At 33.9% G+C, this 22205-nt stretch carries 19 protein-coding genes; 15 read left to right on the top strand and 4 right to left on the bottom strand.

The window, feature by feature from the left end; all coding sequences use genetic code 11:
- Positions 1–290 precede the first annotated feature (290 nt).
- Both AC3QL1_RS10535 and AC3QL1_RS10530 read right to left on the bottom strand, forming a co-directional pair.
- On the bottom strand, positions 291–3197 hold the full coding sequence (locus AC3QL1_RS10535; RefSeq protein ID WP_492497404.1) for an FAD-binding and (Fe-S)-binding domain-containing protein: 2907 nt from the start codon (positions 3195–3197) through the stop codon (positions 291–293).
- Between the two features lie 353 nt (positions 3198–3550).
- Positions 3551–3988 (bottom strand): DUF6896 domain-containing protein, encoded by a 438-nt coding sequence (locus tag AC3QL1_RS10530; protein ID WP_492497402.1) that lies wholly within the window; start codon positions 3986–3988, stop codon positions 3551–3553.
- Positions 3989–4603: 615 nt separating this feature from the next.
- Between AC3QL1_RS10530 and AC3QL1_RS10525 the strand changes: the two genes are divergently transcribed.
- On the top strand, positions 4604–4837 hold the full coding sequence (locus tag AC3QL1_RS10525; protein ID WP_492497400.1) for a hypothetical protein: 234 nt from the start codon (positions 4604–4606) through the stop codon (positions 4835–4837).
- 99 nt (positions 4838–4936) lie between these two features.
- Here AC3QL1_RS10525 and AC3QL1_RS10520 read toward each other — a convergent pair whose 3' ends face one another.
- Positions 4937–5158 carry a hypothetical protein gene (locus tag AC3QL1_RS10520; protein ID WP_456314857.1) on the bottom strand — a complete coding sequence of 74 codons (222 nt, stop codon included), beginning with the start codon at positions 5156–5158 and terminating at the stop codon, positions 4937–4939.
- A gap of 379 nt (positions 5159–5537) precedes the next feature.
- Here AC3QL1_RS10520 and AC3QL1_RS10515 point away from each other — a divergent pair, with 379 nt between their 5' ends.
- Entirely contained in the window at positions 5538–7151 is a 1614-nt protein-coding gene (locus AC3QL1_RS10515; protein WP_492497398.1) for an N-acetylmuramidase domain-containing protein, read from the top strand.
- Positions 7138–7653, top strand: coding sequence for a hypothetical protein (locus tag AC3QL1_RS10510; RefSeq protein WP_492497396.1), 516 nt, complete (start codon positions 7138–7140; stop codon positions 7651–7653). The genes AC3QL1_RS10515 and AC3QL1_RS10510 overlap by 14 nt, the downstream gene beginning before the upstream one ends.
- A gap of 542 nt (positions 7654–8195) precedes the next feature.
- Here the strand turns inward: AC3QL1_RS10510 and AC3QL1_RS10505 are convergent.
- Positions 8196–9407, bottom strand: coding sequence for an alpha/beta hydrolase-fold protein (locus AC3QL1_RS10505; RefSeq protein WP_492497394.1), 1212 nt, complete (start codon positions 9405–9407; stop codon positions 8196–8198).
- Between the two features lie 246 nt (positions 9408–9653).
- Here AC3QL1_RS10505 and AC3QL1_RS10500 point away from each other — a divergent pair, with 246 nt between their 5' ends.
- The 12 genes from AC3QL1_RS10500 to AC3QL1_RS10445 all read left to right on the top strand — a co-directional run bounded on the left by AC3QL1_RS10500 (position 9654) and on the right by AC3QL1_RS10445 (position 22182).
- Complete coding sequence (locus AC3QL1_RS10500) at positions 9654–10862, top strand: anhydro-N-acetylmuramic acid kinase (RefSeq protein ID WP_492497392.1); 1209 nt, start codon at positions 9654–9656, stop codon at positions 10860–10862.
- Between the two features lie 516 nt (positions 10863–11378).
- Complete coding sequence (locus tag AC3QL1_RS10495) at positions 11379–12950, top strand: glycoside hydrolase family 10-like protein (RefSeq protein ID WP_492497390.1); 1572 nt, start codon at positions 11379–11381, stop codon at positions 12948–12950.
- Complete coding sequence (locus tag AC3QL1_RS10490; protein WP_492497388.1) at positions 12937–14208, top strand: MFS transporter; 1272 nt, start codon at positions 12937–12939, stop codon at positions 14206–14208. The genes AC3QL1_RS10495 and AC3QL1_RS10490 overlap by 14 nt, the downstream gene beginning before the upstream one ends.
- Before the next feature lie 22 nt (positions 14209–14230).
- Positions 14231–14572, top strand: a complete 342-nt coding sequence (locus AC3QL1_RS10485; protein WP_042566603.1) for a tetratricopeptide repeat protein — start codon at positions 14231–14233, stop codon at positions 14570–14572.
- 184 nt (positions 14573–14756) lie between these two features.
- Positions 14757–15206, top strand: coding sequence for a GNAT family N-acetyltransferase (locus AC3QL1_RS10480; protein ID WP_492497387.1), 450 nt, complete (start codon positions 14757–14759; stop codon positions 15204–15206).
- 2 nt (positions 15207–15208) lie between these two features.
- The gene (locus tag AC3QL1_RS10475; RefSeq protein WP_492497385.1) at positions 15209–16822 is read left to right on the top strand and encodes a glycoside hydrolase family 3 protein; all 1614 of its coding nucleotides are present in this window, start codon (positions 15209–15211) and stop codon (positions 16820–16822) included.
- 123 nt (positions 16823–16945) lie between these two features.
- Positions 16946–17584, top strand: coding sequence for a peroxiredoxin (locus tag AC3QL1_RS10470; protein ID WP_055098566.1), 639 nt, complete (start codon positions 16946–16948; stop codon positions 17582–17584).
- A 222-nt stretch (positions 17585–17806) separates the two neighbouring features.
- Positions 17807–18115, top strand: a complete 309-nt coding sequence (locus tag AC3QL1_RS10465) for a thioredoxin family protein (RefSeq protein ID WP_007805605.1) — start codon at positions 17807–17809, stop codon at positions 18113–18115.
- A gap of 58 nt (positions 18116–18173) precedes the next feature.
- Positions 18174–18431, top strand: coding sequence for a DUF6952 family protein (locus AC3QL1_RS10460; RefSeq protein WP_042566605.1), 258 nt, complete (start codon positions 18174–18176; stop codon positions 18429–18431).
- Between the two features lie 402 nt (positions 18432–18833).
- A complete protein-coding gene (tpx, locus tag AC3QL1_RS10455; RefSeq protein WP_492497381.1) occupies positions 18834–19331 on the top strand; it encodes a thiol peroxidase in 498 nt (165 codons plus the stop codon).
- Positions 19332–19341: 10 nt separating this feature from the next.
- Positions 19342–19716 carry a diacylglycerol kinase gene (locus AC3QL1_RS10450; RefSeq protein ID WP_492497379.1) on the top strand — a complete coding sequence of 125 codons (375 nt, stop codon included), beginning with the start codon at positions 19342–19344 and terminating at the stop codon, positions 19714–19716.
- Positions 19717–19734: 18 nt separating this feature from the next.
- Positions 19735–22182 (top strand): DNA translocase FtsK, encoded by a 2448-nt coding sequence (locus tag AC3QL1_RS10445; protein WP_492497378.1) that lies wholly within the window; start codon positions 19735–19737, stop codon positions 22180–22182.
- Positions 22183–22205: the final 23 nt, after the last annotated feature.

The following is a 22205-nucleotide window of genomic DNA, read 5'->3' as shown; positions in this document are numbered from 1 at the left end:
ATAATGCAAAAATTATCCTGATTTCAAATATATAAAACGATTTTGTTTTAATGGTGTTTTTTTTTGCCACGAAGACGCTAAGTCAAAAAGCTTTTTTTCGCCACGAATTACACAAATTTTACGAATTATTTTCTCACGCAGATTTAAAATGATTTAAGCAGATGTGCACAGATTTTATTTATAGCTAAATTCAAATTAAATCTACCTAAATATGCCAATCTGCGTAAAATAAAAATCCGCGCTCATCCGCGTTTTCACGAAGTGAATCCGTGTCATCCGCGTGCCATCTCTTAACGCAAACAATTTCTCAAAATACTTACCGGATGTTGTGCTTCTCTACTCGTTCCGTCAAAAATTTGATGGCGGCAGCTGGTTCCTGCAGCGGCAATTTTTACGTTTTCGGCGGTTGCACGCACTTTTGGGAATAATGTATCTTCTCCCATTTGCATACTTACCTGATAATGTTCTTTTTCGTAACCAAAAGATCCTGCCATTCCGCAACAACCTGAATTGTAAATCGTAACAATATTATTCGTTGGTAAATTCAGCATAGCAAAAGTCGCTTCAACCGAACTCAATGATTTCTGATGGCAATGCCCGTGAATTTTGATTTCTTTCTTTTCTTCTGAGAAAGAATCCGGTTTTATTTTATCGTCAATGATTTCTTTTTTAAAGAATTCTTCGATCGTAAAAGCACTTTGAGCCACTCTTTCAGCAGCTTCTTTATCATCTGCAAGGCGCAAATATTCGTCTCTAAAAGTCAAAATTGCCGAAGGTTCGATTCCAATTAATGGCGCTTTCGCGGAAATTAAATCTTTAAAGATATTTACATTGATATTCGCGATTTTCTTAGCTTCTTCCAGAAAACCTTTTGACAAATACGTTCTTCCGCTTTCTTCGTGATTTACGACCAAAACTTCGTAACCTAATTTGGTTAATAATTCAAAAGCATCGATTCCGATATTGACGTCATAATAATTCGTGAATTCATCATTAAATAGATACACTCGTCCATTCGGGAAATCGTTTTGTTGGGGTTTATGATTTTCGTACCATTTTTTGAAAGTTCGTTTTGCCAATAACGGAACTTGTCTTTCCGGCGCAATTCCCATACTTTTCTTCACGAGCGATTGATTCGAAATAAAGTTGGTAATCGACGGAAACTTACTTCCCATTTTATTCAGTTTTGCATTGTGTGCAAAAATTTTGTTTCGGGTCGAAAATCCGTTTGCTTTTTGATATTGGTATAAAAACTCTGCTTTTAAAGTAGCAACATCCACATTACTCGGACATTCGCTGGCACAAGCTTTACAGCTCACACACAACTCAAAAACTTCGTATAATTCTTTCTGGTCAAATTTGTTTTCTTTCTCAGAATACGTCAAATATTCACGCAACGCATTGGCTCTGGCCCGCGTGGTTTCTTTTTCATTTTTCGTTGCACGATAACTCGGACACATTGCTCCTCCTGCCGATGGCAATTTTCGGCAATCTCCGGAACCGTTGCATTTTTCGGCAGCGCGCAAAATCCCTAAACTGTCTGAGAAATCCTGAAACGTTTTAATATCCGGTTCTACCCTGCCCGAAACCACACGATGGTTTTCGTCCATTTTCAAAGCATTCACAATCTTCCCGATATTCAAAACCGAATTCGGGTCAAACGCTAATTTGATTCTTTTCAATAATTCATAATTCGTTTCGCCAATCATAAACGGAATAAATTCTCCGCGTACAATTCCGTCGCCGTGTTCACCACTTAACGAACCTCTGTATTTTTTTACCAAAATCGCCACATCGGTCGCGATGGTTCTAAAAAGTTTTAAGTCAGATGTTTTCTTCAAATTCAAAACCGGACGCAAATGCAGTTCGCCTGCTCCGGCGTGTGCGTAATAAATCGCGCCTTGTCCATGACGTAACATCATTGCCGAAAACTCAGCAATATAAGCCGGTAAATCGCTCAATTCAACCGCTGTGTCTTCAATAGAATCGGCTGCTTTGTCGTCACCAACAATACTTCCTAAAAGTCCGAGACCGGCTTTTCTAAGTTCGTTTACTTTCTCAATATCAGCTCCGTAAATTTTTACCCGTGCATAACCAAAGTTGTTTTTTTCTAAATCAGCTATTAAAGCATTCGCCTGATTTTCGGCATCTTCTGCATCGTGCGAAGCCACTTCAAACATCATAATTGCTTTGGGTTCGCCTTGCAAAAAGAATCTGTTTTTAATGTGTTCGCGATTTGTTTTGGTACAATCCAAAATCGTATCGTCGATCATTTCGCAAGTGTACAAATGATGTTTCATCGCCACTACAACAGATTCCAGCGATTCCTGAATACTATGATAATGCGCCACAACCATAATATTGTTGGCTGGCGGTAAATCGTCTACTTTTAAGGTAATTTCATAAGTAAAAGCCAGCGTTCCTTCGCTTCCGCAAAGTAATTTTCCAACGTTAATTGTTGGTTGCGTTCCTCCAAATAAATCCGACTTTAACAGAATATCAACGGCATAACCTGTATTTCGTCTGTGAATTTCCGGTTTCGGAAACTCCTTTATAATTTCGTACTGCGTTGCTTTTACGGAAAGTTCGTCGTAAAGACTTTTATATATTTTATTTTCTAAAGTATCGCCTTTGGTTCTTTCGATAAATTCAGCCGAAGTCAGTTCCTTAAAAACCACTTCAGATCCATCGCTCAAAAGTCCTTTGATTTCTACAATTTTATCTCGCGTCACGCCATAACGAATCGATGTAGTTCCCGAAGAATTATTTCCCACCATTCCGCCAATCATACAACGATTTGAAGTCGAAGTATTCGGACCAAAAAATACGCCGTGAGGTTTCAGGAATAAATTCAGCTCATCGCGAATAACGCCGGGCTGCACTGTAACTGTTTTTTTTATCGGGTCAAAATTCAGAATTTTGGTAAAGTTTTTCGAAACATCGACCACAATTCCGTCACCAACCGTTTGTCCGGCCAAAGAAGTTCCGGCGGTTCTTGGCGTAATCGAAATATGGTGCTGCGCCGCAAACCTGATCAGTTTACTAATATCTTCAATAGTTTTAGGCACCGCAACCGCTTTTGGTTTAATCCGATACACCGAAGCATCGGTCGAATAAAGCGTTTTATGAAGATCATCATATAAAAGTGTTCCTTCTAATGATTCTGATAATTGTTGTAATTCCTTAATTATTGACATTATAACTGAATTTTGGCTTTTCGTTTCAATTACAAAAATAGTTTTTTTTAAGTTCTTTTATTAGGTACAGAGGTTCAAAGTCACAAAGGTTCAAAGGTTTTTCTACCATTGTCACCCTGAGCGTCCCGATCCCGAAACTTCGGGACGGGAAAAGGCTTATGAAAATTAAATTAGAATCTTTTACGAACAAGCGAAAATTGGAATTTAGAATTTAAGATTTAAAAAATTGGATTTTATTTAGGAGCTATTTCCTGCTGTCCTTCCAAATCTTTTGTGCCGAACCCCGGCACAAAAGGATTTTCCCTCCCATCAGGGCTAGGGCATTCGGTTTCATAAGAAGATTTTTTGAAAAATTAATCAAGAAGAAAAGGTGGTTCCTGAAGAACTCTATATTCCTTAAAAACACACCCAAAAGAAGTTCCGTCAATTCCCTCAATTATATTCCAACCCAATATTCCTTTATTGATAAGCTGATACAATTCATATTCAACAAACTCATCACTATAATTCAATTTTTGATATTCAGTATGCGTTCTTATAAACTCTGAAAATTTCCATTGCGAAAACTCAATTTCATTTACAGCAATATCATAAGCATAAATAACGCCCTCTTTTTGAGCCGTACAACCGCTTCCGTGAAACCAATATTCAATTCCTTCAATAGTGCCTTTTCTTTCAAAATAGGTATGTGAAAACGAACATGGATTTATATCTTGTTTGTATTTTTCTTTTAATAAAGATTCAAAAGTTCTTATAAAAGTTATGTAGTCGGTTAAGATTTCTTCTAGCATAATTTGTTTATATTCTTAATTTACTGTTACCGCTAAAAGCAATAAAAAATAAAACTAACAGAATGACTGCAATAACTAGAGATGCAGATCGCAAATGCTTATTCATCTTATTTTGAATCTCATAAGTAATTGTAAACAAATACAAAATGAGTCCAACAAAAAACAAAATAAACGTAGAAACTATCATAGAAATCGCTTTTTCGCCGACTGAAATTGTTTTAAGCGTTATAATTTCATCAACCGAAAAGAAAAAATAAAATAAAAACCAAACCCAATATATGAAGTGCAATACGCACGCTAAAGTTGATTTCATGTTTTTATTTTATATATTTTCTTCGTTAATAATCAGGTCTATCTTAGTTAACCTTATTTGCTAAATCAATCAGTTTTGAATCTATATTTATCTAATCATTTTTTACAAATATAGCACGGATTTTTTTATTAATTTCTTCTCAATATATTATACATTGTACTGATAATAGAAAGATTTTTCCTATATTGCACGTTCTTAAACTACGACACTAATAATTAAATAATTTTACTCTTTTTGATATGATGACTGTATATATATACAGCAAATTTATCAACATGGGTTTTAACCAAAATGTCAAAGTTATGACTACAAACACCCTTTCGAAAGAAGCCGAAAAAAGGCTAACAGATTTTTTCAACAACACAATCGATCCCGAAGAAATGTCCAGGGCAATTAGAAAACTAAATTATATAATTGCCTTAGGAATTCTGCGAGAAGACGCAACCCTTAAAAACGAACTCATGAACATTGAATACAGCTTTTTTTGGCTGAATGAATTAGCCGAAGTTCTAAATCCTTATTTGAATTTGGAATAAGGTTTTGTCACTTTTTTTAGAATTAATAACAAATGCAAAACCTCGACTTTTTTAAGGTCGAGGTTTTTTTTTAGCAATATTTGCAATACTTACAGCACTTTAATTTGATTTGTTGACAGTGTAAATTCCGCCCACAAGTAAAATGACGCCCAGCCCTAAATAAAGGTATCCCTCTTGTTTACCAGATTCGTTGGACGCATTAATTTTTAGTCCTAAAAAATTAATTTCTTTTGTATTATCAGCTATTTTGTTGATACCTATATATCCCACACCTAGACTAATAACGATTAGAATTATTCCTATTATTTTTGATGGATTCATCTTTTTTAAATTTAATTGTTTCTCTAATTTAAGAAAAATATTTTTCAATCAGATGATAATATTCATTTTATCCTAATTAATGAGGAACATGAAACTCTTCAATCCCAAATAAATACTTTAGAAAACAGCTTTTATTAGTTGAATGAATTAGCCGAAGTTTTAAATCCTTATTTGAATTTGGAATAAGTTTATCACATTCTATAAAAAAAACTTCGACTTTTTAAGATCGAGGTTTTTATATTAGAATTTACTACATATAAAATGATTTACACAAAATTTATTTTTTAAAAGTTAAATTTTGTAAGATTTTTATTTAATTAAATAAAAGACTATATATTCGCATTATAAGATTTTATTTACTTTTTTTAAATAAAGATATATGCCAGATTTTAAAATTATTGGAAATCCTAATCCTGTTGTTGGTGTAATAGAAACTTACTCAATAGATTTCTCCAGCTTGCCAAATATTCCTTCTTTCAAAATCTCATCAAAAGAGGATTTTGAAACTACATTTGAAAATCAAGTTAAATGGACAGTTCATATTTTAGAATGTGGACGCTGGCGACAAACCAAAGAAAATGAAAAACACGGAAACCCTATAACTTATACTTTCTATCAAAGAAGTCTAACTCGGACTGTGAGAATAAAGGCTGAAATAAACGGTTTAAGTGCAAGGATAGATATAAAAACACAAAATGCAGAATGTCCCAAAATAGTAGATATAGATTTACTGGACAGTGAAGGCAAGAAACCTATAAAACAATTTACTTATGGTGAATGGTTTATTGCAAGAGTACATGGCATACACATGGATAACCGCAGAATATTTGTTACCTTATGGGAAGATGACAGCAAAGGTCCCGGGCACAACAAAGCAAATACCTTAATAAAATTTGAGACTGCTATAATAAAAGATGGAATAGCCGATATTAAGTTTTTTCTTGATCCAAGTAATATGTGGCTCGCCAATGCAAAATTAGCTCCAGGAGATCAAAACGAAGGCAAAAATCACGAATATTATGTAACAGTCGAATTCTTTTTTAATGGTTCTCCATATAATTTTGCTGGTAATAATACCAATGTACCTAATCCTGATTATAAACCGGAGTCTTTAAAACAAACTCCCGCCGAACAAAAAGGAATATCAAAAAAAGATACAAAGGGAATAAATAAAGCCGAAAATAAAGTTTTTGATTATCAAGAAACAAAAGTATCTGTAAAACCTGTAATTGAATTAAATCCTTTAATTGAACGCTATAATAAAGTGATGAAAGTTAATGTGGATGATAAATGGTGGGAAAAGAAAGAGGAAAAGAAAAAGGAGAAAACAGAATGTTATTGTTATAGTCAAGGAATAGTGGATATTTCTTGCAATGATAAAGGCAGCCTCGTAACGAACAACCACTTTGAAAATTTATCAAAAGATATTGGTGTTGAAGCAAAAGTTTTTAAAGCAGTAGCGATTGTAGAATCTGGTGGAAGAAAATCATTTGTCTATGTGAATGGGAAACAAAAAGCAAAAATTCTCTATGAAAGACATTATATGTATCGTTTCCTGAAAAAGTTAAAAACTGAAGAGGAATTAAATGTTCTTAAAAAAAAATATCCAAATATTGTTCATAATATTGGAACATATAAAGATCCAGATGCGAAATATGGTTCAGAAGTAGAGCAGTTCGACAAATTGGAGCAATCTAAAGAAATAAATAATGATTATGCTATTCAGAGTTGTTCTTGGGGAAAATTTCAGGTAATGGGAAAATATTATGATTATTTATATAACTCTCCTAATGAATTGGAAGAAGCCATGAATATGTGTGAAATACAACATTTTGCTTACTTCAAGATTTATTTAAAAGATGTCACAGGTGCAGATATGATAAAAGCAATGAAGGAAAAAAATTGGGATAAAATAGCAGAATTATACAACGGAACTGATTATGCCATAAATAAGTATCACACTAAGATGAAAGAAGAATATGAAAAACTATAGAACTATAAAAAACACAATTTTTTATTTATTAATAATACTTTTAATAAGTTGCAAAAAAACATCCGAGGTTAATTTAAAAACTGTTACCCAGCAACAGATCTCAAACAATGTAACTTTTTCAAAGGACACAACTATTATTGAGATAGATAATAATTACAACCTAAAAATAAATAATAATGGGCCAAACGAAAGTATAGATTTTTTCCAACCAATTAAAAATAAGTTGATAAATGAAGACATTTATGCTCAAATATTATACGATAAAAAAAATATCATAATTAATTTAGAAATTGGAAAAAATGCAGATGTTTATGAAGATATATTTTTATCAAAAAAAGAGCCATTAATAATTGAAAAAATTATAAGAACAACTATTATTAAAAATAATGAATTTCCTGAAAAAATGGAATGCAAAAAATTTATTAATAAACCATTTTCACTAACGTCAAGATATAAAATTGGCGAAAAAATGAAAGATTGTGAAAGTATAGAAATGAAATAAATTAGGATTAAAATAAAAATCAGAAAAGACAACAATTCTTAAGAATAGTAAATCAATATTTAATCCCCCAGCTGGCGCGAGCGTCTCGCTCGTGAACGCAATCTAAATCAAGATAGATACATAATCCCTCTAATCTATTTACTAGATTATTTTTAGCTTTTATTTATTTATATTTTGAATTCTTTGTGTTCACGAGCGAGACGCTCGCGCCAGCAGACTTCGAAGATCAGGATAATTGAAAAGACCTCGGAAACATCACAAGCAATTACTTATTCATAGTTTTTTATAGTAGAAAGTAATTCTTTTTTGAATTTATAAATTTCCCCAGCTGACGCGAGCATCTCGCTCGTAAACGCAATTTTCAAATGTAGGCTGTTGATTTACAAATTTTTTACGGAAAACCTTATTGGTAGAGTTAAATCTTATTCTTCAAATATATCAATTGACAATTCTAAACTACCAAGTACAAATACCTGATTTTACCCCACAAAAAAAAGCCCAACCAAAAACAGTTGAGCTTTCCCATATTTAATAATAAAATTTTACTTCTTCTCCTTCAACAACTTCTCTAATTTCTCTTTCGTTTCCGGAATTGCTTTTAGCGTTAAAGCTTTTTTGAAAGTTTCAATGGCTTTTGCTTTATCTCCTTTTTCAAGATATAAATCGCCAAGAGAATCATAACAATTGGCACTTTCAGGATAATTGGTGGTGTTAAGTTTAAATAAGGTTTCGGCTTTTGCTAATTGTTTGTTGCCTATCATTTGGTAGCCTAAATTGTTAATCTGGCTTTCGCCTGGTTTTACAATATACCCCATGTTTTCAGAAACATTTTTGTAATGCGCTACCAATAAAGAATCTAATTTAAAATCAGGATTTTTTAATTCGCTGTCGTAAATTTTAAGCTTGTAGAATTCAAAAATAAATCGAAGCGCATCATATTCTCCAATCAAACGAACGGAAGGATGATTGTCATCTTCATAAAATTTATACTTAAAACGCAATTGGTTCTTTTTGTTTTTAGAAAGGTCTTTAATAAATTCTAAATTACTGCGAAGAAGCGCCGTAGTTCCGCTCGTATCTTTTTGAACGCTTAAGGTGTCAATGCCTCTTTCTAAACGGTTTGCCATTGCCATATACAATGTTTTTCCTTTATAATTTTGAGTCGGCAAAATCGTTTTGGCCTCTTGCACGACTTTTTTGTTGTTCCACCACAGCGAAGCATCAAGAGAAACATACGAATTAAACAATTTTGGATTATGCAAAAAAGTATTCATAACTGTAAGACCTCCAAGCGAATGACCTATAAAAGTTTTATATGATGTTGTTGGATAATTGGCATCTATATACGGAATCAGTTCTTTCTCGACATACGACATAAATTTCTCGCCGCCGCCCACAACATCCCGCAATTCTTTGTCTGTACCGGTTGTTAAATCTACAAGTCTGTTTTTGTGCAAAATACCCACTACGATCATGGGCGGGCAAAGATTCGATTCTTCCATGTGTTCTGTAATGCTTACAACGGTGTTGAAATTTTCTCTTCCGTCCAGCAGATAAATTACCGGATAATTTCCTCTGTCTTTGATTTTATTTCCTCCGTTACTATTCGGAATATGGATCCAGACTTTGCGTTCCTGTCCTAATATTTTTGAAGAGATGGTTTCTTCAAATCCTGTCGTAAAAGGACTGTTTTCCTGTGCCTTTACGCCAAAAGAAAGCAGTAAAAAGGCGACAGAATAAAAAAATGTTTTCATAGTTTTTTAAGATTAAATGTTTGATTGATGATTAAAATTCAACAAAACAATTTTGAAGAATTTCGGAGCAAACTTAACCAATTAATTATGAAACTTTTTCTACATTTTGAGCCTTTGCAGGATTGAAGGGCTTTTTCCGAAATAATGATTTTTTGAAAATAAATTTTCCATTTTCCGTATATTTATATGCAAATAAATCTGATTTTAGCGTTACCAAATAAAATGCTTTCCTAAAAACTTTCTTTAATGAATAAAAATATAAGTTCTCTTTACGAAATCGCTCAAAAAGAGACCCGAAAAATAATCGGTTTAATGTCCGGAACTTCACTTGATGGTCTTGATATTGCACTTTGCGAGATTTCTGGCGCGGGAAAAAATACGGATGTAAAAATCCTTGAATTTGAAACCATCAATTATTCCGAAGATATAAAAACCGAAATCCGTAAAGTGTTTGCACAGAAAACCATCGATTTTCAGCATTTTGCTCTATTAAACGAATGGATCGGAATTCTGCATGCCGGAATGGTCAACGATTGTCTCTCAAAATGGAATGTTTCAGCAAATGAAGTCGACTTAATTGCCTCGCACGGACAAACGGTTTTGCACGCTCCGAAGTTTTTGCATGGGCAGGAAAAATTTCCGAACGCCACTTTGCAAATTGGCGATGGCGATCATATTGCCGTAAAAACGGGAATTATAACTTTGTCAGATTTCAGACAAAAACATGTTGCGGCAGGCGGTGAAGGCGCGCCTCTGGCTGTTTATGGTGATTATTTGTTATTCAGTAAAAAAGACGAAAACCGAATTATGCTGAATATGGGCGGAATTGCAAATTTTACTTATTTGCCCGCATCTCAAAACGCCAGCGAAGTTTTTGTAACCGATACCGGAACTGCAAATACCTTAATCGACATTTATACCAAACATTATTTTCCCGAAAAAAGTTACGACAAAGATGCCGAAATTGCGCAAAAAGGAACCGTAAATCACGAACTTTTAAGGGAATTAAAAGGCAATGCTTTCTTCACGAAAAGTTTCCCAAAAACGATTGGTCAGGAATTGTTCAATTTTGATTTTGTACAAAATGTGCTTTCAAAAACAAACCTTCAAGATATTTCGGCACCAGATTTGCTTGCGACTTTAACAAGGCTTAGCGCAGAAACAATTGCAGAAGCGATTTTGTTTGTAGTAAAAAATACAGGAACGCCAATTGAAGATTTTAAAATTTATATGTCGGGCGGCGGCACAAACAATCCGTTATTGGTGAAATGGCTAAAAGATTTATTGTCTTGCCAGTTTTACAAAAGCGACGATTTAGGAATTTTAAGCGATGCCAAAGAAGCGGTTTTATTTGCGCTTTTAGCCAATGAAACACTTGCGGGAGGCGATTATAATTTTGGAACAAAGAAAGGAATTCCCTCCGTAACAATGGGAAAAATTTCGTTTCCTGATTAAGGTTGTTTTTGCCACGAAGGCGCTAATGCACAAAGTTTTTTTTGCCACAGATTATACGATTAAAAGATTTTGTTTCACGCAGATTCTGCAGATTTAAGCAGATTCAATTTTGATTTTTTATAATTAATCTGCTTAAATCTTTTTCAATATGCGTGAAATACATATTAAAAAATCTGTGTGAATCATTTTAATCTGTGGCTAAAAATTTTCTCTCGCAGATTCTGCAGATTTAGTAGATTTTTTTATCAGATTGAAATAAAAAAATTGACGGAAATTTGTGCAATTTGTGGCAAAAAAACTTTGTCAATCAATGCCTTTGTAGCAAAAAAATCGGGAAAATTCGTGCAATTCGTGGCAAAAAAACAACACACAACAATACAGAATTCAATTAACATAAATTTATTCAAAAACAAACACATGAAAATCAAATAAATAACGTTCAAATTATAATTCCGTAATTATTTATTATAGTCCGTTAAAAAAACTATTTTTGATTTCTGTTTAAAAAAGATTGAAATGCATAAAAACCAGTACCTCATATACTCTATCATATTTTTACTATTCTTTGGATGGAATTCCAATTCGCAGGAAAAAGTTACACATCCTAAAAATGAATTTAGAGGCGTCTGGATTGCAACCGTTGTCAATATCGACTGGCCAAAAACAGCAACCGACGGCGTAGAAAAAGAAAAAGCTGATTTTATCGAGATTTTAGACGCTTACAAAAAACTAAATTACAATGCCGTAATCGTTCAGATTCGAAGTGTTGGTGATGCTTTTTACCCAACAGAACTGGCTCCGTGGTCGCGTTTTCTTACCGGAAAAGAAGGTCAGGCTCCGGCTCCGTATTATGATGCTTTGGCATGGATGATTGAGCAGGCGCATACAAGAGGTTTTGAATTTCATGCCTGGATGAATCCATATCGTGCGACTTTCGATTTAAATAAAAACTTATTGAGTCCAAATCACGACATTTTCAAACATCCGGAATGGATGATCGAATATGGCGGAAAATTATATTATGATCCCGCGTTGCCTGAAGTTCAGACGCATTTAACGAAAGTGGTAAAAGAAGTGGTTGACAAATACGATATCGATGCCATTCATTTTGATGATTATTTTTATCCGTATGCTGTTCCGGGAAAAGTTTTTAATGATAACGCTTCCTTCAAAAAATACGGTTCAGGTTTAAGCCTTGCCGATTGGCGTCGTGCGAATGTGAGCAATTTTGTGCACACGATTTCTACCACTATAAAAGCAAGCAAACCGTGGGTTCAATTCGGAATTAGTCCGTTTGGGGTTTGGAGAAATAAATCGACAGATCCAAAAGGTTCTGAGACGCAATCGACTTCCAATTATGATGATTTATACGCTGATCCCGTTTTATGGATGGATCAAAAATGGATCGATTATATTATGCCGCAGCTTTACTGGAGTATGAATAATCCACGAGCTTCTTATTCGAAATTGGTAAAATGGTGGTCTGAAAACTCTAATAATACTGCCCTTTACATTGGTCACGCTTCTTATAAAATTAGAGGAGACGGCGACAAAAGCTGGAATTATGTAAACGAAATTCCAACTCAGATTGATTATGCGAGAAGTTTCAAAAAAGTGGGCGGAAGTGCTTATTTCAGTTCAAAATGGTTCATGACCAAAAACTTTGATGTTGTTCGACTTTTAGAAGAAAATCAATATAAATATCCTGCGCTTCCGCCTTCAGTTCCTAATTTAAGGCGAATTGTAATTGATATTCCTACTGTAAATGAATTTTCAAAAGACAGTCTTAAATATTATTTCAACATCAAATCGCCGCTAAATACGAGGGTTCGTTACATGGTGATTTACGGTGCAGATCATATTTCGAAAATCAATACCAACGATGCAACCCAAATAATTGACAAGATTTTAGTGCACGATATCGATGGTACGATCTCATTTTCTATCCCTGCCGAAAAAATGAATCAGTATAAAGCTTGCGCTGTAACATTTATTGATTATTTTGCGAACGAAAGTACCCCAACTACTATCGACACAAAAAAGACATTTAAAATCTATATACCTGCGCAACCGAATGAAAACAGATAATAAACCGTGGTTTTGGATTCCGTTATTGAACTTTGCCTCTGGCCTGCCTTACGCCGTAATAATTTCCGTTTCGGTTATTATGTACAAAAATCTTGGAATTTCAAATGAAGACATTGGCGTCTACACCAGTTTATTATATCTTCCGTGGGTTATAAAACCACTTTGGAGTCCGTTTATTGAATTGAACGGAACCAAAAGAAAATGGTTTTTATCGATGCAATTAATTATTTCGATTGCCTTTTTATTAGTCGGTTTTACGGTTCCCGCAAGTGGATTTTTCATTACGACTTTGGCTATATTTTGGGTCGCCGCTTTCGCATCAGCTTCCAATGATATTGCCAGCGACGGTTTTTATTTATTGGTTTTACCAAAAGAACAACAATCTTTCTTCCTCGGAATCAGAAGTACTTTTTACCGACTTTCCCTTTTAGCCGGAAACGGATTAATCGTTTTGTTTGCCGGATATTTAGAACATAAATACGGAGACAATACAAAAGCGTGGTCGTATACGATGATTGCAGTTGGTTTATTAATGACTTTTATAACTGTTTATAATTTTATTTTTACGCCAAAAAATGAATTAAATGCAGCTGAAAATAAAGAAGTTCATCATCATCAAAACTTTGCAACAATCTTTGTAAGTTTCTTCAAGAAAAAACAAATCGGAATAGTATTGGCTTTTATTTTATTGTTTCGTTTAGGAGAATCACAATTGCTTAAAATGTTAAGTCCGTTTTTATTAGACGCTAAAGATCTTGGCGGAATGGCTTTAGACACAGAAGCTGTTGGAATAATTTACGGCACTTTTGGTGTTGGCGCTTTAACTTTAGGCGGAATTTTGGGCGGAATTGCTATTTCAAAACAAGGACTTACAAAATGGATGTTTCCGATGTTTTTGGCAATGCATCTTCCTATTATCGGATTTATTTTACTGGCTTTTTTCCATCCTTCTTCAATTTATTATATTTATGCCGTTGTAATTTTAGAACAATTTGGTTACGGTTTCGGTTTTACAGGGTTTATGATGTTTTTAATACATGTTGCCGAAGGAGAATCAAAAACAGCTCATTACGCTCTCGCAACCGGATTTATGGCTTTAGGAATGATGTTGCCGGGAATGTTAAGCGGTTATATACAACAATATTTAGGCTATCAGCACTTTTTTATCTGGGTTCTGCTGGCGACAATTCCGGGATTGATTCTCTCCCGTTTTTTAATTTTCCCGAAAGATTTTGGGAAAAAATCAGAAGAAGTTTAACCCCAAATCAAACATCTGAAATATGGAAATCAATGAAAATTTGCAAAACGAACGCAATCTAAAAGGAGCTGAGTTCGAAAAGGAAGGAAATTTTGAAAAAGCAATTGAAGTATATGAAGAAAATGTCGCGGAAAGCTTTAAAGGAAATCATCCTTATGATCGACTGGCTACGATCTACAAAAACCAAAACGATATCGATAACGAGATTCGTGTTTTAGAAAAAGCAATTGTTGTTTTTGAAGAAATCACACTCGAAGATCGTCTGGAAGGTTTACCAAAACTTTTCCGTTTTAAAAACCGACTGGAAAAAGCAATTGAAACAAAAAAACAATTAGCAAAACAAAAGAAAGCAAAACTGAAGTAATATATCAAAATAATACCCTTGATTATTTAGTGAAAGCGTAACGGATTTTTTATAAATTAAGCTTAATTTTCTTTTTACCATTAAGATATTAAGTTATTTAAGTCCAAGCTTTATCAACTTAATATCTTAATGGTAAAATTATTGAACTTGTTTTGACATAATTGCTAAACTTTTTTATTTAATCATGATTACATTAAAACGAACAAATTCAGACGATACTGATTTTATAAATCTTGTTGCGCTATTAGACAAAGATTTAGCCATCAGAGACGGAGAAGATCACTCTTTTTATAATCAGTTTAATAAAATTGATAAAATAAAACATGTGGTTGTTTTTTATGAAAATGATGTAGCGGTTGGTTGTGGTGCTTTTAGAGAAAAAGAACCGGATTCGGTTGAAATAAAACGTATGTACGTGCATCCGGATCACCGAAAAAAAGGAATTGCTTCGCAGGTTTTAACCGAATTAGAACGTTGGGCTGCTGAAATTAAATATCCGTACACGGTTTTAGAAACCGGTAAAAAACAGCCGGAAGCCATTGCTTTATATCAAAAATCAGGTTACAGTATAATTCCGAATTATCCTCCTTATGAAAACATGGAGAATAGTGTTTGCATGAAAAAGACTTTATAATAATGAAAATGACAGCCGAAGCATTAAAACAAAAAGTGGGACAATTCTTTTTTCCCGCTGTTTTTATAAACGATACCGAAGAAAATATTCAGGAAACCGAACGTTTAATAAAAGAACACAACATTGGTGGATTGACTTTTTTTCATAGTCGGGCGAGCGCTGCCACAAATTATGAAAGCAAGAAAAAAGTGGTTTTCAATGATGATAGTTATCAAAAAATCAAAGACTTAATTGTTCGTTACCAAAAAGCCGCTTCTACGCCACTTTTAATTAGCATTGATGCAGAATGGGGTTTGGCGATGCGTATCGAAAAAACACCGCAATATCCGTACGCGATTACACTTGGCGCTTTACCTGAAAACAAAGCTAATTTGGTTTACGAAGTTGGAAAACAAATTGGTCTGGATTTAAAAGCTGCCGGAATTCACTATAATTTATCGCCTTTGGCAGACATCAACAATAACCCAAATAATCCGGTTATTGGCTATCGTTCTTTTGGTGAAAACAAAAAGAAAGTGGCTGATTTTTCTGTTGAATATTTAAACGGAATGTCGGAAGTGGGTATTTTAGGCTGCCTGAAACACTTTCCCGGACACGGAAATACCAATGTTGATTCGCATTTGGGATTACCGGTTTTAAATGAAACTCTGGAAGAATTATTAGAAAACGAATTATATCCGTTCATCAAAGGAATTGAAAATAATGTCGACTCAATTATGATTGGACATTTGGCTGTTCCGAGTTTGAATGATGGAAAAAATACATCGGCAACTTTATCAAAACCTATTATTGAAAACCTTTTGCGTGAAAAACTAGGTTACAATGGTTTGGTAATTTCTGATGCCTTAAACATGCACAGTGTTTCTAAATTATATGAAACAAAAGGCGAATTGGAATGGGAAGCATTCAACGCAGGAAATGATATTTTGTGTTTTGCCGAAAATGTTCCGGAAGGAATTGAAGCTATTCTTAAAAATGCTTCACCGGAACGTATCGAAGAAAGTTTCAACAGAATCATGAAAGCGAAGGAAAAAGTGGGTCTTTTAAACGATTCTTTTGCTGCAACTGGCGAATTAAACTTTAAAAAAGCTTCGGAATTAAATCTTGAAATTGCCGAAAACTGCATTACAAAAATCATTGATAATCAGAATTCGGAACTAATTTTTGAAGCACAAAAAAGAAATCAGTTAGCGAAATTAAGCTTTTATAAAAATACCGAAAATACTTTTTTCAAAACATTAAATTCAAAATTACCTTCACCGGAATATGCTTTTGAAAATTTAGAAAGTTCTGATATTACTTCCATAAAAAAAGAACTTGCAAATTTCGAAACAATTCTTATTTCTTTATTTGTTCCGAAAGCAAAACCTTTGAATAATTTTGAAGTTAACGATGAAGTTTTGGATTTACTGTCAGAATTACTTCAAACCAAAAAATGTGTTCTTTATGTTTTCGGAAATCCGTATGTTTTGCCATTAATTCCGCACCTTTCTAGGGCTTCAGGATTAATTGAGGCGTATCAGGATTTTGAAGAATTTCAAAAAATTGCAGGAATTCAACTTCTTGAAAATAAAAATTATTCCGGAACCTTACCCGTAAATATTGACCTTCAATAACTTACAATTATAAATAGCAAAAAACTATCAACTTATAAATATTAATAATCACATCTTATTGTAACTACCCTTACTTATACCCTACTTTTGCACCAAATAAATATTTAACTTAAAACGAAAAATATGTCTTTAGTAGGAAAAAAATTCCCAAGTATTGCAGTAGATGCTATCTCAGAAATGGGTGATAACTTAAAAATCAACATTTTTGAAGAAGCAGTAAACAACAACAAAAAAGTATTATTGTTTTGGTACCCAAAAGATTTCACTTTTGTATGTCCAACTGAATTACACGCCTTTCAAGCTGCATTACCAGAATTTGAAAAAAGAAATACTATCGTAATCGGAGCTTCATGCGACACAAACGAAGTACACTTTGCCTGGTTAAACACTCCAAAAAACAACGGTGGAATCGAAGGTGTTACTTACCCAATCTTAGCGGATACAAACCGTAACTTATCTAACATTTTAGGAATTTTAGATATTGATTCTACAGAATACAGCGAAGAAACTGATTCAGTTATCATCGAAGGTTCAAACGTAACTTACAGAGCTACTTACTTAATTGACGAAACTGGAAAAATTTTCCACGAAAGTGTTAACGATATGCCATTAGGACGTAACGTAAACGAATACTTAAGAATGGTTGATGCTTACACGCATATCCAGGAAAAAGGTGAAGTTTGTCCTGCAAACTGGGAAGCTGGAAAAGAAGCTATGTCTGCAGACAGAGTTAGTACTGCTGAATACTTAAGCGCTAATTAAGCAGCTAAGATACTAAGGTTCTAAGATGCTAAGTTTTTTAACTTAACTTTTGAATCTTAAATACAATTCTACAATAAAAGTCAAGAGATTCTAAGATTAAACTTAGATCTTAGAATCTCAACGACTTAAAAAAAATCAAATAAATCCACACAAAGTTATTCGGCTCTAAAGCAAACTTAGCATCTTAGAACCTTAGCAACTTAGTGTCTTAAAATAAAAACTATGTTAATCGACTTAAACGAAGATACGTTAGCAGATTTAGTTGCTAAAAACGAAAAAGTAGTAGTACAATATTCAGCTTCATGGTGTGGAAATTGCCGTATTATGAAACCAAAATTCAAAAAATTAGCAACAGAAAATGAAGCTATTACTTTTGTTTTGGTTGATGCTGAAAATTCTCCGGAATCAAGAAAATTAGCCAATGTAAGCAACTTGCCTACTTTTGCCACTTTCGTAAACGGACAATTAGTTGGGGAAACTCAAACCAACAAACAAGAAGTTTTAATCGACCTTGTAAACGCAATTGCTTAATTCATCATTAAGTTTTGTCAAAGTTCAAACTTTTACAAAGCTCTAAAAACTCCACAAAATGAAATTACCAGTAATAAAGCAATTAACGCAATTTATCGAAGAAAACGATCAGGATTATATCATTGAAACGATTGAAGTTCTGGAAGCGATGACTGAAATTCCGTCTCTAAAAGACGAAGAATTAGATGTAATTGGCGAATTAATTTCAAATATGTATGGTGCGCTTGAAGTCCACAAAATGGTATCTCAGGGCACAGACAAAAAAGAAGCATTGAATGCGTTCATGAAACGTGTTTTGGGTTCTATCGATAAATAATACCACCTCTCTTTCAAAAAATAAAAAAACATGACGGAAAAGCGTTTCTAATTTTAGGGACGTTTTTTTTTTGTTTTCAGTTTTTAGTCTCAGTTTTCAGTCTCAGTTTTCAGTCTCAGTTTTCGGTCTCAGTTTTCGGTCTCAGTTTTCAGGATTTGCTTTGCCAACACGTGCAAAGTCGTTGCGGGTAACAAAACAATCATACTAATAAGGGTAAACTTTGAGGATTTACTAAGTGAAATTGCTTCGTTCCCCGCAAAGACAAATTGGAAGGTTTACATCATAAAATGCTAAATTATTCGTTATCTTAAAACTAGCCTAATTGTGATGACAACGCCTAACAAATACTTTTAGATTCAAATATTAATCCTTACTTTTGAACCTCATAAAAAATAAAAAATCATGGCTTCAATAACATTAGGAGGAAATCCTATTCATACTTCAGGAGAATTACCAACAGTGGGATCACAACTTGCTGATTTCAAATTAATACAAAATGATTTATCAGTAGCTTCATTAAGCAATTTTGCCGGTAAAAAATTAGTTTTAAATATTTTCCCAAGTATTGATACAGGAACTTGTGCCACTTCTGTTAGAAAATTCAACGAAAGTGCCAGCAATTTAGAAAACACAACTGTACTTTGTATTTCAAGAGATTTGCCATTTGCTCAAAAACGTTTTTGTGGAGCTGAAGGTTTAGCAAATGTGGTAAACTTATCTGATTTTCAAGCAGGTACTTTTGGTAAAACAAATGGTTTAGAAATCCTTGACGGACCTTTAGCAGGTTTGCACTCAAGAGCCATTATTGTAGTTGATGCTGACGGAAAAGTGCTTCACACAGAACAAGTTGCTGAGATTGCAAATGAGCCAAATTATGAAGCAGCTTTAGCAGCACTTTAATATTCCTGTAATGGCATTTGAAAAAGATAATACTTTTGTAACAGGCCGGTTAAAAAGCATGACGTATGCTTTTAACGGAGCTGTTAAACTAATAAAAACAGAACACAGCATTATGGTTCAATTCTCTTTGGGAATTATCATGACAATTGCCGGGTTCTATTTTCATATTTCACAAACCGAATGGCTATGTCAAACCTTAGCCATTGGTTTAGTTTTAAGTGTTGAAGGATTGAATACGGCAGTAGAAAAAATTGCCGATTTTATTCATCCCGATTACAGTAAAAGAATCGGATTTATTAAAGATATTGCTGCAGGGGCGGTATTTTTTGCCGCAATGACTGCAATAGCAATAGGTTTGATTATTTATATTCCCAAATTTATATAGGCAATACTAAACGCAAGAATGGCAAAAACAACCAAAAAAGATACTGCAGGCAAAAAAACGGAACCAAAAGAAGGAATTGTAAAATCCTGGAGACCTAACAAACAGCAACGTTTTGTTATAGGCTGCCTTTTGATATTATTTTCTATTGCATTATTAGTTGCATTTATTTCCTTTTATGTTAACGGACAATGGCAATTAGACCAAAGTGCTGTTAGCCAGCTTGATGATCGTTCTGAAGTAGTGCAAAACTGGCTCGGAAAATTCGGTGCTTATCTTGCTGATCTGATCGTATATAAAGGATTCGGAATTGCTTCTTTTATATTCGTGCGTTTGTTTTTCCTTACCGGAATGTTTTTAGCATTAGAATTATCTCTTAGAAAGCTAAAAAGCATTTGGTTTTGGGATTTGTTTGCTATTATTATTGTATCCATATTATTTGGATTCTTTGCTACTTCTGCACCGGAATTGGGCGGAACTATTGGCTATGAATTAAATTTATTTTCACAGGATTATATCGGAAAAACAGGAACTTTATTAGCACTGCTTTTCGGATTAATTGTGTATTTGATTTTCAAAATAAAATTATCACCGGAGAAAATTCAATCGTATTTTGATTCTACTAAAAAAGAAATCAAATCAGAACTGAATGCTTTAAATACTCCAAAACCTGAAAGTGCTTACAATTTAGAAGAATTTGCTATTGAGGAAGAAGATCCTGAATTAGATAACATTCATTTAAAAACAGAAGATACTCAGTTCGAAATCAATAAAGAAGCTTTAAAACCTACTATTTCAAATTCATCAGAAATTGATTTGAATCCGATTTTAAAACCGGTTCAAATGAATATCAATCCGGTAACAGAAACTATTATTCACAGTGAAGAATTGGTTATCGAAAAACCGGAAGAAGAAGATATTATCGAAGAAAACCTGGCTTCTCGTTTAGTTGCTGATTTTGGTTTATTCGATCCAACTTTAGATTTATCGAATTACAAATTCCCAACCATTGATTTACTAAAAGAATATTCGACTGGCGGAATTACGATTAATCAGGAAGAATTAGAAGAAAATAAAAACAAGATTGTAGATACACTTCGTAACTACAAAATTGAAATTGCGCAAATTAAAGCAACCGTTGGTCCATCGGTAACTTTATACGAAATTGTACCGGAAGCCGGAATCAGAATTTCTAAAATCAAGAGTTTAGAAGATGATATTGCTTTGTCACTTTCGGCATTAGGGATTCGTATTATTGCGCCAATTCCGGGAAAAGGAACAATTGGTATCGAGGTTCCGAACAAAAACCCGACTATGGTTTCAATGAAAAGCGTTATTGGTTCTGCGAAATTTCAGGAAGCTGAAATGGAATTGCCAATTGCTTTAGGAAAAACCATTTCGAATGAAACTTTTGTTGTCGATCTAGCCAAAATGCCTCACTTATTGATGGCGGGAGCTACGGGACAAGGAAAATCTGTTGGATTAAATGCGGTTTTAACTTCGCTTTTATACAAAAAACATCCGGCAGAAGTGAAATTTGTTTTGGTCGATCCGAAAAAAGTAGAACTTACGCTTTTCAATAAAATAGAAAGACATTATTTGGCCAAACTTCCTGATGCAGGAGATGCGATTATTACAGATAATGCAAAAGTGGTGAACACATTAAATTCACTTTGTACTGAAATGGACAATCGTTATTCGCTGTTGAAAGATGCAATGGTACGTAACATTAAAGAGTACAACGAAAAATTCAAATCGAGAAAATTAAATCCTGAAGCCGGACATCGCTTTTTACCTTATATCGTTCTGGTTGTCGACGAGTTTGCCGATTTAATTATGACTGCAGGAAAAGAAGTCGAAATTCCGATTGCGCGTTTGGCTCAGTTAGCGCGTGCTATTGGTATTCACTTGATTATTGCGACACAAAGACCATCTGTAAACGTAATTACAGGTTTAATTAAAGCGAATTTCCCTGCCAGAATTGCGTTTAGAGTAACCTCAAAAATTGATTCGAGAACCATTTTGGATACACAGGGAGCAGATCAGTTAATTGGTCGCGGGGATTTATTATATACAAATGGAAATGACGTGACGCGTGTTCAGTGTGCTTTTATTGATACGCCTGAAGTTGAAAAAATTACAGAATTTATTGGTTCCCAAAAAGCGTATGCTACGGCATATTTGCTTCCGGAGTTTATTGGAGAAGAAACTGGCATTAATCTTGATATAGATATTTCTGAAAGAGATACCTTATTTAGAGAAGCCGCTGAAATTATTGTGAATGCACAACAAGGTTCAGCCTCTTTATTGCAAAGAAAATTAAAATTAGGATACAACAGAGCAGGTCGTTTGATCGATCAACTGGAGGCAGCCGGTATTGTTGGTCCGTTTGAAGGCAGTAAAGCGCGCAGCGTGAACATCTTAGATTTAAGTGCTCTTGATCAATTTTTTAACAATGAACAAAATTAAACCAATCATGAAAGCAAAAATTC

The sequence above is a fragment of the Flavobacterium sp. GW823-FHT04A11 genome, assembly GCF_058796535.1.
Note: the sequence above shows the minus strand (reverse complement) of the source record. Positions and strands in the feature narration are given on the sequence as shown.